The sequence below is a fragment of the Virgibacillus indicus genome, assembly GCF_002266285.1.
Lineage (GTDB): Bacteria > Bacillota > Bacilli > Bacillales > Amphibacillaceae > Virgibacillus_K > Virgibacillus_K indicus.
Map to the genome: position 1 here is coordinate 257,234 of NZ_NPMS01000002.1, position 12,834 is coordinate 270,067.

Below are 12,834 nucleotides of genomic sequence, written 5' to 3' on the forward strand. Positions count from 1 at the left end.
TTTCCCAGAAAATTTGTCGATATAAGGTTATTTTTCAGCCTGGTCATATAGCTCATCAAAATGTCCTGCCATCTCGAAGTCCAAAGCTGTTAACCCCTTTGCCTGCCATGAGGATATTTTCAATGTAACTACTTTATAATCTATTGAAATGAATGGGTGGTGATGCTTTTCATTTTCTGCATAATCTGCAATTTGGTTTACATAGCTTACTCCTGCCAGGAAATTCTTGAAACGGTATTTCCGCTCGATCCATTTTTCATCAAGCCGCTTCCACTCCGGTAGTTTCTCAAGACCATTCGTGATTTCCTCTTCCGTTAAACGTTCCATCTGAATTTGCACCTCCTCTATTGATTTTATTCCCCTTAGTTTAACAAACAACACAAGCATATTTCCAAATATCCCCAAAGTTATCCACCTTTTCCGTGGATAACTTTGGGGATAAATACAAATTGCGGAATATAAAATTCTATTAACACTATGAGTATAGGAATCATACACAAACCTGTCATAATTGACTGCAGAAAAATAATTATAAGTGATACGAATCATAAGGATTTTATTTATGTTCACGTAAACTTGTTGAAAATAACATTGGCAGAAGGTGGAGATGATAAGTGGATTACGTGAAACCAAACAAAGTTGTTAGTTCAGTCGCAGCTGCAGGTGCTTACAAAGCTAAACTTTCCATTGGACACATTTTAATTAAAGGAGCTTTGTCCGGCGCATTCTTAGGCTATTCTACAACCTTGGCATTTACCGCTTCAACACAAACTGGGCTGGATATTATAGGGGCAGCAATTTTCCCAGTTGGATTTGTATTAATTTTATTACTGAATCTTGAACTCGTGACAGGGTCCTTTGCCATGCTGCCGCTCGCGAGATTGCGTCAGCAGACTACCATTCCACTTATTGCACGCAGCTTTTTCTGGGCTTTTATCGGAAATCTATTGGGCAGTTTATTCTATGCGGCATTATATGCTATTTATATTACTAAATTTGGTCATGTAGACGATTCTGTCATGATTCAAAAAATCATTGCCGTAGCAGAGAGTAAAACATTGGATTATCAAGCCTATGGGTCTGATGGAATGATAATTTTGTTTGTAAAGGCACTGCTTTGTAACTGGATGGTTACAATGGGAGCTGTGATGGCATTTACCTCTCAAGCTACAATTGGAAAGATCGTTGCCATGTGGCTTCCTGTATTTATTTTCTTTGCTCAGGGGTTTGAGCATGCTGTTGTTAATATGTTTGTTATTCCAGCTGCGATGATGATTGGTGCTGATATCAGCTTTGGTGACTGGTGGCTATGGAACCAGATTCCGGTTACAATCGGAAATTTTATAAGTGGTTTTTTATTTACCGGTTTGGCTTTACATATTGTAACGAAGGATAAGAAGCCTGTAGGGATGAACCGAATCAAAAGAAGTGCATCGTAGCAAATAGTGGAGACAAGGTGAACTGCCTTGTCTCTTCCGTTGAATAGTCAGAACTGCTGAATTATGAACTTCGGCAGTTTTTTTGTAAACTTTGGCCGATCCACTGTAAACTTCAGTATTTCGCGACAATAAACAACTTCTTACACCACTATTACACCATCAAAAAAAGAACCTCCCGCTCCAAAAAGCAGGAAGTCCTCCTAATAATCTAGCGCATCTGCACCTTATGCAAATGTGCAAATATCCCATCACGCTTCAGCAGCTCTTCATGGCTGCCTTCTTCTTCAATTCCATCTTTCGTCACGACCATAATGCGATCGGCATTTTTAATGGTTGCCAGCCGGTGAGCGATCACCAGGGTGGTACGATCTTTCGAGAGCTCGGTCAGCGCCTTTTGAATAATAGTTTCTGTTTCCGTATCAAGGGCTGATGTTGCTTCATCCAGAATCAGGATTGGCGGATTTTTCAGGAACATCCTTGCAATAGCAATTCGCTGTTTCTGACCGCCCGAAAGCTTCAGCCCACGCTCTCCCACTTGGGTCTCATAACCGTTTGGAAGTTCTTTAATAAACTCTTCCATATGTGCCTGACGTGCTGCATGCTCAATTTCCTCATTGGTTGCATCAAGTTTCCCGTAGGCAATATTTTCCCTCAATGTACCTGTAAACAGGAATACATCCTGCTGAACAATTCCGATTTGCTGACGCAGTGATTCCTTAGTCATGTCACGTACATCCATACTATCAATCGTAATGCTTCCGCCCTCAACATCATAAAATCTTGGAATAAGCGAGCATATGGTGGTTTTCCCGGCACCTGAAGGACCAACAAATGCAATGGTCTCTCCTTTATGGATATCAAAGCTTAGGGAATTCAGCACAGGTTTTTGAGTTTTTTCATAGGTAAAGGTTACATTGTTAAAAGCAATATCTCCTTTTAGAGATTCCACCGTTTTAGCATCGGTACCGTCCTTTACATCCGGATCGACATCCATTAATTCCGTGAATCGCTTAAAGCCTGCCATCCCTTTTGGATACAATTCAAGCAGTGCACTGATCTTTTGGATTGGATTCATCAGAACATTCACCATCAATACGAAAAAGACAAGTTCACCCATTTGCATTCTGTTATTAAAGGTAAACCATGCTCCGACAACTAGCACAATCAGTGTGATCAGACGCATCATCATATAAATATTAGAATGAACGAATGCCATTACTTTATATGCTCCGATTTTTGCTTTTCTGAAGCTGTAGTTATCTTTTGTAAAACGGTCCATTTCAAATGTTTCATTTGTAAATGATTGCACGACACGTACACCCGATACGGCATCCTCCACGCGCGCATTCACCCCGGCAATATCCTCATACATCTTCTTCCAGGCCTTGTTCATCTTTATATTACTGAAAGCAATTAGGAAAATCAGAATCGGCGCAGAGAACAAGATGATTAAAGCAAGTTCCAGATTAATGGTGAACATGATTAAAAATGCACCAACAAAGGTCATTATTGCAATGAAAAAATCCTCCGGCCCATGATGGGCAAGCTCACCAATATCAAATAAATCATTAGTAATACGACTCATGATGTGGCCTGTCTTTGTATTATCAAAAAAGCGAAAAGACTGCTTCTGAACATGGAAAAACAAATCCTGGCGCATATCGGTTTCAATATTTACACCAAGCTTATGACCCAAGTATGTCACCACATATTGAAGCAGTGTGCTCACTATATAAACCATTAAAAGCAATATACTAACTGTTATAATTAAGTTCCAGTCCTTTCCAGGAAGCAGTTCATCAATAAACCATTGTACTGCAACTGGAAAAGCAAGCTCGAGCAATGCAACAATTACAGCTGCGGTAAAATCAATAATAAACAAACGACGATGCGGTTTATAGTAAGAAAAAAAACGACGAATCACAGGTTGCACTTCCTTCTTTTGTATAGCGCCGGTTCCATATGGATTCGGCGCCTTTTTTAAAGTCTAAAGGAAATTATAAGGCTAATCTGAAGGGTTAGCAACAGGAAAGCTCTCAATTTAAATAGCATTTCGAAAGAAGTCTCCCTCTTCAAGCACGTGAAGGGTGTAACCCAGTGGTAAGGGGGAGATGAATTTCGATTTGCGGCAGCAAACTTCTTGATTACCGCAAACGTTTGTTCTATAATGAAAGTAAGAGGTGAAGCTGATGCTGCTGAATCAAAAATATGAAATTCTTCCTTCAGACGAACAGAAGGAAACCCTAGATACTTGGCTTTCGTATTGCCGTCAAACCTATAATTCAGCTCTTTTGGATAAACAACGGAAGTACAAGTGTTCCAAAGAACCATACAGCCGATCTGCAATGCAAACCCAACTGAAACGGGATAAATTGTCCTGGACCTACCTAAAAAAGATGCCTTCCCAACCATTGCAGGAAGTTTTCCGGCGTCTCGACCATGCATTTATTAAATTCTTCTGCAAAGAAGCACGCTACCCGAAGCTAAAGAAATATAAAGACTACAACAGCATGACCTTCCCGCAATTTGGCCACAAACCAAACTCACACAACCGCTACGCCGCATCTTTTACCACCAATGGGGATTTACAGCTTTCCAAATTAGGCAAGATTCCAATTCACTTACATCGCCCGATAGACGGAACGATCAAACAACTGATTATCAAACGGCAGGGAACTCGCTGGTATGCTATTTTCAGTGTCGAGAGGCAAGTATATCCAGCACCGATCAACAGAGATCTTGCAGTAGGAATTGACGTCGGATTAAATAAATATGCCGTTCTGTCGGATGGCAGCTGCCATGAAAATCCAAGATTTCTGCGTCAAACAGAAAAGAAATTGAAAAGAGCCCAGCAAAAACTCTCGCATCAAAAGCGGGGATCTGCCAATTACAAGAAACAAGTCATCAAAATCCAAAAGCTCCATGAAAAAGTATCCAACCAGAGAAGAGATACCCTGCATAAATTGAGCTTTAATCTGGCAAAAACGTATTCGATTATTGCCGTGGAAGATTTGAACATTCGACAATTGGTAACAAACAAACGATTATCCAAGTCCATTTCTGATGCCGGCTGGGGGATGTTCCGCAATATGCTTTCCTATAAATGTGAAAGAAATGGCGGATTACTGATCAAGGTCAATCCAGAATTCACATCCCAGGATTGTTCAAATTGTGGGACACGTGTCAAAAAGTCGTTATCGATTCGCACTCATATTTGCAGAAGCTGTGGAACGATTCTTGACCGCGATCACAATGCCAGCTTGAACATTCTTCGGAGAGGCCTGGAACAATTGGACGAGTTGCAAGTAATAAAATAGCATCCGAATGACTCGAACGACTGTAGGGCAAGGTTGTGTCCGATCAGTATAAACAAAGCCTGCGGAGACTGTGTAAGACAACCTGGAGACCCCAGGATGCACTGGTCTGTGAAACAGGAAGCCCCATCTTCAAGCATTTGAAAAATGGTAAGGTGGGGTCATTCACAAAGCTTGTCAAGGTTGTCTGTGTTCTTGCATAAGTATGTAATAAGCAAAATAATAGGGAGGTGTTTATTCAGTGGAGTAAAATGGAATATGAATTTATCCAGATGGATCTGTTATGCAGTTGGTTATGTTTTTATAACATCAGGTATTTTAAAGCTTGTTGTAAGTGATTTTAAAGGATTATTTATCAGTTTAGGCCTGCCCTTTCCGGAAGCCACACTTCTCGTTATTGCATTAATTGAGATTGCCTGCGGTATGCTTATTGCCGGAAGAATGTATGTAAACCTTGCCGTTCCCCCGCTAATCTTAGTTATGCTTGGTGCTATTTATCTGACAAAGCTTCCCGTACTGTTTAATAAGGGGTTTTTATCATTTGCATTTGAAGCAAGACTCGATATTGTGATACTTATTCTGTTATTGCTGATATGGCAGCATATTCGCGGGAAACGATAACATTGGTGGCCAGATCGGTCAATACACTATTCCGAACGAATAAGACCCAATCTGGACCGAATAAAATCAGATTTTGACCGGAAGAATCATAAAATTGACCGAACAAACCCAACTGAGCTCCCATTTTGATATCCACAGAACTTTTCAGAACAGCTTACACACCAATATCAGCATGCTTATCCACAAAATTATCCACATATGCACAAATGTTCGCAGATATTTCGTTGCAGAACAAATTTTCTCTACCATATATTGAATCCATCAACATATTATCCACTGTTTGTGTATAACTTAAATTAAAAGTGGATAAGTTTTATATCAAAAAAAGCTATCTTTCCCTGATTAAAGGGATGATAGCTTTTCCATTAGCTCTGTGTTCCAAGCGTAATCGTTGTTTCTTTTAGCTCTCCATCACGATAGTAAGTAATGACAACCTCATCACCCACTTCTTTTTCGTAATACAGTACTTTTCTTAGATCGATCATATTCATAACTGGTTCACCATCAAGCTCTGTGATAACATCCAAACGCTGCAGTCCTGCGCGGTCGGCCGGCGATAGTGGATCAACACTCCAGACATATACACCGCCTTCTATCTCACCAGGCAGATTCAAGGTGCTCCTCCATTCAGATTGCGGTACTTCTTCCAGAGAATAAATTTCCACCCCTATAAATGGCCTTGTTACCTCTCCTGTTGTTTCAAGCTCCTGAATAATCGGCAAAGCTGAGTCAATCGGAATTGCAAAGCCGATTCCTTCCACAGCTGTCTGGTTGATCTTCATGGAATTTATTCCAATCAGCTGTCCATTAATATTTATTAATGCACCACCACTGTTTCCCGGGTTGATTGCGGCATCAGTCTGAATAACTTCTGCCTGCCAGTCTGCTCGTCCATCCTGATTAAAATCCTGTGGTATCGTTCGTTCGGTTCCACTGATAACACCCTGTGTCACCGAGCCTGAAAACATCAGTCCAAGCGGATTACCGATAGCAATTGCCGGTTCTCCGACTTTGATATTTCCGGAAGACCCCAGTTCAATTACTTGTTTAACTGGCTCTGCATCCATTCGAAGTACAGCTAAGTCTGAAAACAGATCACTTCCAATCAGCTGGGCTTCAACATTTGTATCATCTGACAGCACAACTTCAATTGTGTTCGCACCTTCAATAACATGATGATTTGTCACGACATATGCTGTTCCATCTTCATTCTTATAAATGACACCAGACCCAGTTCCGGCTTCTTCACCCTCCTGCTGCTGCCAAAAATTGTTCTGACTTTGGATATTAATCACACCAACAACCGCTGGGGATACTTGTTCAACCACATCGGTTATCTGTGTTGATACATCAACATTGACTGTAGTATTCGTTGCAGTTGAGCCATCACCGTCATTCTGGATAGTTGCCGATTGATTGCTTTCATTGTCATCCGGCCAGCTGCCAAGCGTAATATTCGATTTCATAAATGCAGGCAGGGCTACTGCAACCAATAAAATGCCAATAATAACTCCCAACAGAACAGGCACCAGCCAACTGCTTCTTTTTTTGCGATGTGGATTTGGCGGGTAATTCTGATCGTAATATCCCATCTATCCATCCCCTTAACTAAAAACCATTTTGCATATAGTATTACCCTTAAGACAGTAAAAAATAAACAGTTTATTGAATGAGCTTATTTTAAAAGTTAAACTACATCATACAAAGCAGTTGGAGTTTTCGGGTCTGTATCATACAAATCCAGCTTGATTCCGCGTTCCTGCAGTACACTATCCACTGACATGCGGGCAAGGTCCTTCATATTATTATCCAGACTCAAATGCGCCAGGTAGATTCGCTTCGTTCGGTTACTGATTATATCGGCAAGGGCCAGTCCGCAGTCATCATTGGAAACATGGCCGGAATCGCCTAAAATACGGCGCTTTACATTCCATGGATATCGCCCCATTCGCAGCATGCTTACATCATGATTTGATTCAAAAATATACGCATCTGCATCCTCCACTGTCTTCTTAATCCGCTCAGAAACGTAGCCAAGATCTGTGACTAACGCAACTTTCTTCCCATCATGACGAAACACATAAAACATTGGCTCCGCAGCATCATGAGAGACACCAAAGGACTCAATATCCAAATCACCAAATGTTTTTGCTTCTTCCATACCAAATAAAAATTTCTGATCCAATGAAATTTTCCCAATTGACTTCTCCATTGCCATCCATGTCTTTTCATTAGCATAAATAGGCAGGTTGTATTTCCTGGCAATAATTCCAAGTCCCTTAATATGGTCACTGTGCTCATGTGTTACCAGAATACCACTAAGCTGGGATGGATCTACGTTTACATCGGCAAATAATTTATCCATTTGTTTCCCGCTCAATCCTGCATCTACTAAAAATTTCTCTTTTTCTGATTCAATATAAAATGCATTCCCCGTACTGCCCGAGGCTAATACACTAAAACGTAATGTCATTCTGTCTCACTCCGATTACCTGTTTCAGTTTGCCTTTGAGTTAAATCCGTCAGAATTTCTTCCCGCAACTCGTTATCTTCCTCTAAATCTCGGATTTTATTTATATATGATTCTTCAATGGTCTTGTTGATAAACTTGATGTCATCACTGGCAAACACCAGTCCCTCAATAGCATTGATAAAATAATTTCTCTCATCATTTACCTCGACCCGCCAGGTAGGTGTAAATACCTGTACCCCTTCTGTGACAATCCGTGCATAATATCCCATTTTAATATTGGTAATTTCATCTTCATAATATAAGTCATTGCGGTCATACAGTGTACCAACTGCCTGAATGGGCTGCTGAATTGATTTCTTTTCTTGTTGGACCTGAACATTTCCAAGCATCGTCTGTGTATAGTACATCATTTCATTTTCCTCATTCAGAAAAACAAGCAACAATCCATTCTCGTTAAAATAAAATAGTCGGTCATCCTTCTGCTGGAAGAAAATAAGCACATTCATATCCTTATTCCATCCCCAAAACTGATAAGCTTCGGGGAATACAATATAATTTTTCATAAGCTGATTCAATTCCTGATTTGTAGCCTCTTCAGGTACTGTAATGGGTTCTTCAAATTTGGAAAGAATAAAATTATCATTAATAACCGCAGCAGTCTGATTCTCAAAGTTTGTTAACGGGACAAGTTCTTCATCAGTGAATTTTTTTTGGGACACAGAAATGTAGGAATCCTCCGTAATTTCTATATTGGGATCCTCATATTCAATATTTTCCGATTCCAGCTTATCTTCAATGGATGCTTCCTGGCCCTCTTCCAGGTAGCCCATATCGGCAGCATCCTGCTTTTGGATAAACTGAATAATTAAGTATATATTTAATACAAGGAAACAGAGGATAAACAGGGTTTTTATTTTACTCCATTGCATCCTCAACTTCCCCCTTCCGAAATACTTAAATCACTGAATTTAAATTCAAGCCAGCTGCCGTTATAGTTCATATACCATGCCGGAACTAGTATGATTGAGTCATCTTCGCCCTGAAAATTAAGGCGATAGCCAATTTGAAGATCTGTTATATTTTCAATATTATAATTGGAGGCTGGATTATTTTCCAGGTAATGAATAATATCACTTCCTGAAGGCAATTCCACAGAATCAATTGGAAAAGAAGTTTCCAGTGTATAAAGTGGTCGCTGATAAATGGACAGGTCCTGATTGATCCACCTCTGCTCAATTATATTTAAATTTAAGTGGGAACTATCAAAAACAGGATATCCATCATAATACATTAGATAGCGGACTGTATTTTCCTCTACATCCAGTAAATTATATTCCTGTGTCCAGCCAAAATGGTCGTTGATGCTTAAAATACTTTGATCGATTAATTTTAATGATTCTGTCCGTTCATAATCTTCCGGATATGGATTATAAAACTCCATGCTGCTTCCATTCTCAAAAACGCGTATTTGCCGCTGATTATCCGTATACAACCTTTCACCATTATTATAGATTGGCCGTACTGCTGATGGGGTTCTGAATAAAGCATTAATCAGTAAATTCGGATCTAATTTTTCTATGGTAAAAGAATATCCGGGCAATTCTATTCGATTTGCAGGGATATAGATCGGCGTATTTTCTTCATTAAACAGCATATATTCTTGAAGGACTTCAAAATCCATATTTGATACATATGACCATAATTGCTCGTAATTAGCCGAGTCATTGATATATGCAGTAGCCTCCTGCTGGCCATTTGCAGACACAAAGTGGGCCTGTAATGATGCCGTTTCCGATTCAAAGGTAAAATAGACCCTGTTAAAGTGCCAGCTTGGAAATACTGTCTCTTTATCATTAAAGTTAAATAGACTGTTACTGTTTAAAATATTCATTGGAAGTTCATCTGGAAAAACGAGCTCAACTAAATGACTTTGCTCAAGTATGTCCTTCGGAGGGCCTGTTTCAAAATTATTTAACACCCATGATTGCATCTCATTATAAAGCTCTCTTTGTTTTAATGGGTCAGAAAAACCGTAATAACTGTTATCAGCATGAAAAATTACAGATTCCGGTTCGATCAGACTCTTCTTAGATTCCTTTGTTCCGCCAAGACTTGTTTCCGCCTCATACGTCGGGTTCTGCAGCGTATCACCACTTGGCTGATAGCTCCACAGGCCATATGTCAGCAGCAGACTGATCCCGATTAGAATGATTAAAGCTAGTGTTTTTGCTGTTTCCAGTTTCATTATCTTCCCCTCCGCTTCTGATTCATCAGCGGAAGTGTAAAGAAAACAGTGGTTCCTTTACCTTCTTTGCTTTTTGCCCATATTTGTCCATGGTGTGCCTCTACCAATTCCTTAGAAATTGCCAGGCCAAGTCCCGTACCGCCAAGCTTTCTTGTTCTGGCTTTATCAGCCCTGTAAAAGCGTTCAAACACTTTTTCAAGCTTATCATAAGCAATACCCATTCCCTGATCCTGGATACTGACCTGCAGATGATGCCTTCTATTTTCAACCTTCAATCGGATTTCTCCGCCTTCAGGTGAATATTTAATCGCATTTGAAATAATATTATCCAGCACCTGTGTCATTTTATCTTTATCCATCCACACCTCATATTGCCCTTTAGGCATATCCCGCAATAGCTTAATGTGTTCCGGCAGATTCATTTCAAACCGGTCAATGACCTGGTGGAAATAACCGACAAATTCTACCCGTTCCCTTTGCAGCGGGTACTCGTTTGCATCCATTTTCGACAGCTGCAGCAGGTCGTTAACCATTCGAATCATCCGCTCTGTTTCATTTTGAGCTACCCCAAGAAATTTAGGCGCAATTTCCTTATCCTGCCATGCACCATCTGTAAGTGCTTCGATATAGCTTTTCATTGTTGTTAACGGAGTTCTTAATTCATGGGAAACATTCGAGACAAAATCACGGCGCTCCTGTTCCACTCTCTCTTGTTCGGTAACATCACTGATAACGGTAATAAATCCTGTCACTTCATCCTCATCATCCAAAATAGTAGAGAAATTTGCCCGTATTAAGAAGTCCTGTTCTTCATCGCTAAAATCAATGATCATCGTTCCGTTCTCCTGCAGATCCGCGATATCCACGCTTTTTTCCTCAAGCTGCAGCACATCCAGCAAAAATTCTCCGATAATATCATCCGGATTTTGTCCAATTAATCTTCCAGCCGCTTCATTCATTAATGTGACCAAACCATCATTATCTGTTGCTATCACACCATCTGACATATTGGAAAGCACAGAACTGAGCTTCCAGCGTTCCTCTTCAATCGTTGCATAGGAGTGCTTCAGACGGCTGTTCAGGTCATTAAAGGTTTCCGCAAGCTGACTGATTTCATCTTTTCCATAGACATTCACTTTTTGGGTAAAATCACCTTTAGCCATTGTTTGAGCCTGTCTGCGCATTTCCATAATCGGTCTTGTAATGGAACGTGCAACCAGAATTCCAATAAATGCAGAAATTGCAATAGCTAAAATAGACCCTTGCAAAAATATATTATTAATCTCCTGCAATTGATCATTTACACCTTCCAGCGAGGCTTCCAGATAAATAACTCCGGCTACAAGATCTTCGTTATCAAAAACCGGCTCAGCTTTTACAAACATTTGGTTGTTCGTCTCAGGATCCCTTCTAGTTCTTTCCTGGCTCATATCAAATAAAATGGCCTGCTGCACCAGATCCAATGAGGTTTTTTTTCCAATATTGCCTTGCATGCTGTCACTTGCTGCAAGCACACGCCGTTGACTGTCAACAACTTGTATATTCGTTATATTGTTTGCCCTGATATCAACCAGTATTTCCTGGACTTCCTGCTGAAGGCTAGGCCCTTGTCCATCTTCTTCGCGTTCTTTGTTAAATGCCTGCTCCAGATTGTAGCTAAGCAGCTCGACATTCTGTTCGATTGTCTCAAAAAAGTTATCCCGAAGATTATTTTCCAGACTCTCAGTAAAAAACGACCCGATAACCTGCATGGCCAATAACAGCAGCAGGATAAAAATAATCGTAAACTTTAATTGAATCGAACGAAAAAAACCAACTTTATTCATTGCCATTACTCCTGATCAGGATTGCGCAAATAATAACCAACACCGCGGCGGGTTACGATCCACATCGGATTACTTGGACTCTCCTCAATTTTCTCACGCAGCCTCCGTACAGTTACATCAACTGTACGTACATCACCAAAATAGTCATATCCCCATACGGTTTCAAGCAGATGCTCACGTGTCATAACCTGACCAATATGACGTCCCAGATAATGCAGTAATTCAAATTCCCTGTGGGTCAGTTCAATTTGCACCCCGTCACGCGAAACAATATAAGCATCTGGATGGATAACCAAGGAACCGATAACGATATCCTTTGTCGTTTTCACCGTATCATCCGGAACCTGCTGTCTGCGCAGGTTGGCCTTCACTCTGGCAATCACTTCACGATTACTGAAAGGTTTTGTTACATAATCGTCTGCTCCAAGCTCCAGACCCAGAACCTTATCGATCTCCGTATCCTTTGCGGTAAGCATAATGATAGGCATAGTCTGTGTTTTTCTAATTTCCCGGCAGACTTCATTTCCATCTTTGTTCGGAAGCATAATATCTAATAAAATTAAATCAGGATTTTCACTTTCAGCAAGACGGATTGCTTCATCTCCATCATTTGCAATAACAACCTGATACCCTTCTTTTTCTAAGTTGAATTGTAATATATCTGCGATTGGCTGTTCATCATCAACTACTAAAATTTTCTGACTCATCCTTGCCACATCCTTTTTACATAATTAATAGTATATCTAAAGCTGATTGTTTTCGTTAGTTGAATTGCTTCTTGTCTATTTTATCGTACTTTGCATGAAATGTCTTGGCTCGCAAGCTTATTCCTTTATTATAACGAAATAACTTACTTATTTTAAGTCGAAAGGAATCTGGCGGGGGACTGAGTAGTTTTTGTTTTTCCTGGGCTGGG

At 40.2% G+C, this 12,834-nt stretch carries 11 protein-coding genes; 3 read left to right on the forward strand and 8 right to left on the reverse strand.

The window, feature by feature from the left end:
- Positions 1-27 precede the first annotated feature (27 nt).
- Positions 28-327, reverse strand: coding sequence for a 4a-hydroxytetrahydrobiopterin dehydratase (locus tag CIL03_RS06920; RefSeq protein ID WP_094885224.1), 300 nt, complete (start codon positions 325-327; stop codon positions 28-30).
- Between the two features lie 287 nt (positions 328-614).
- Between CIL03_RS06920 and CIL03_RS06925 the strand changes: the two genes are divergently transcribed.
- On the forward strand, positions 615-1,439 hold the full coding sequence (locus CIL03_RS06925; protein WP_094884989.1) for a formate/nitrite transporter family protein: 825 nt from the start codon (positions 615-617) through the stop codon (positions 1,437-1,439).
- Positions 1,440-1,647: 208 nt separating this feature from the next.
- On the opposite strand, the gene CIL03_RS06930 is transcribed toward CIL03_RS06925, so the two are convergent.
- Positions 1,648-3,363, reverse strand: coding sequence for an ABC transporter ATP-binding protein (locus tag CIL03_RS06930; RefSeq protein WP_094884992.1), 1,716 nt, complete (start codon positions 3,361-3,363; stop codon positions 1,648-1,650).
- A 265-nt stretch (positions 3,364-3,628) separates the two neighbouring features.
- Between CIL03_RS06930 and CIL03_RS06935 the strand changes: the two genes are divergently transcribed.
- Both CIL03_RS06935 and CIL03_RS06940 read left to right on the forward strand, forming a co-directional pair.
- A complete protein-coding gene (locus CIL03_RS06935) occupies positions 3,629-4,756 on the forward strand; it encodes an RNA-guided endonuclease InsQ/TnpB family protein (protein ID WP_094884995.1) in 1,128 nt (375 codons plus the stop codon).
- A gap of 255 nt (positions 4,757-5,011) precedes the next feature.
- Complete coding sequence (locus tag CIL03_RS06940; protein ID WP_094884998.1) at positions 5,012-5,374, forward strand: DoxX family protein; 363 nt, start codon at positions 5,012-5,014, stop codon at positions 5,372-5,374.
- A 365-nt stretch (positions 5,375-5,739) separates the two neighbouring features.
- Here the strand turns inward: CIL03_RS06940 and CIL03_RS06945 are convergent, their stop codons facing one another.
- From CIL03_RS06945 to yycF, 6 genes are all read right to left on the reverse strand, one after another.
- Positions 5,740-6,966, reverse strand: coding sequence for a S1C family serine protease (locus CIL03_RS06945; protein ID WP_094885001.1), 1,227 nt, complete (start codon positions 6,964-6,966; stop codon positions 5,740-5,742).
- A 95-nt stretch (positions 6,967-7,061) separates the two neighbouring features.
- Entirely contained in the window at positions 7,062-7,847 is a 786-nt protein-coding gene (locus CIL03_RS06950; RefSeq protein ID WP_094885005.1) for an MBL fold metallo-hydrolase, read from the reverse strand.
- Positions 7,844-8,776 carry a two-component system regulatory protein YycI gene (locus CIL03_RS06955; protein WP_094885007.1) on the reverse strand — a complete coding sequence of 311 codons (933 nt, stop codon included), beginning with the start codon at positions 8,774-8,776 and terminating at the stop codon, positions 7,844-7,846. Before CIL03_RS06955 ends, CIL03_RS06950 begins: the two co-directional genes overlap by 4 nt.
- Positions 8,777-8,778: 2 nt before the next feature.
- Positions 8,779-10,092, reverse strand: a complete 1,314-nt coding sequence (locus CIL03_RS06960) for a YycH family regulatory protein (protein WP_094885010.1) — start codon at positions 10,090-10,092, stop codon at positions 8,779-8,781.
- Positions 10,092-11,918 carry a cell wall metabolism sensor histidine kinase WalK gene (walK, locus tag CIL03_RS06965; RefSeq protein ID WP_094885013.1) on the reverse strand — a complete coding sequence of 609 codons (1,827 nt, stop codon included), beginning with the start codon at positions 11,916-11,918 and terminating at the stop codon, positions 10,092-10,094. Before walK ends, CIL03_RS06960 begins: the two co-directional genes overlap by 1 nt.
- Before the next feature lie 5 nt (positions 11,919-11,923).
- A complete protein-coding gene (gene yycF, locus CIL03_RS06970; RefSeq protein WP_094885016.1) occupies positions 11,924-12,625 on the reverse strand; it encodes a response regulator YycF in 702 nt (233 codons plus the stop codon).
- Between the last annotated feature and the right edge of the window lie 209 nt (positions 12,626-12,834).

Excerpts from the sequence above, each read along its gene's own strand:
- CIL03_RS06920 (WP_094885224.1), bottom strand. The coding sequence starts at position 327 with ATGGAACGTTTAACGGAAGAGGAAATCACGAATGGTCTTGAGAAACTA.
- CIL03_RS06935 (WP_094884995.1), top strand. The coding sequence starts at position 3,629 with ATGCTGCTGAATCAAAAATATGAAATTCTTCCTTCAGACGAACAGAAG.
- CIL03_RS06940 (WP_094884998.1), top strand. The coding sequence starts at position 5,012 with ATGAATTTATCCAGATGGATCTGTTATGCAGTTGGTTATGTTTTTATA.
- CIL03_RS06945 (WP_094885001.1), bottom strand. The coding sequence starts at position 6,966 with ATGGGATATTACGATCAGAATTACCCGCCAAATCCACATCGCAAAAAA.
- CIL03_RS06950 (WP_094885005.1), bottom strand. The coding sequence starts at position 7,847 with ATGACATTACGTTTTAGTGTATTAGCCTCGGGCAGTACGGGGAATGCA.
- CIL03_RS06955 (WP_094885007.1), bottom strand. The coding sequence starts at position 8,776 with ATGCAATGGAGTAAAATAAAAACCCTGTTTATCCTCTGTTTCCTTGTA.
- CIL03_RS06960 (WP_094885010.1), bottom strand. The coding sequence starts at position 10,092 with ATGAAACTGGAAACAGCAAAAACACTAGCTTTAATCATTCTAATCGGG.
- walK (WP_094885013.1), bottom strand. The coding sequence starts at position 11,918 with ATGAATAAAGTTGGTTTTTTTCGTTCGATTCAATTAAAGTTTACGATT.
- yycF (WP_094885016.1), bottom strand. The coding sequence starts at position 12,625 with ATGAGTCAGAAAATTTTAGTAGTTGATGATGAACAGCCAATCGCAGAT.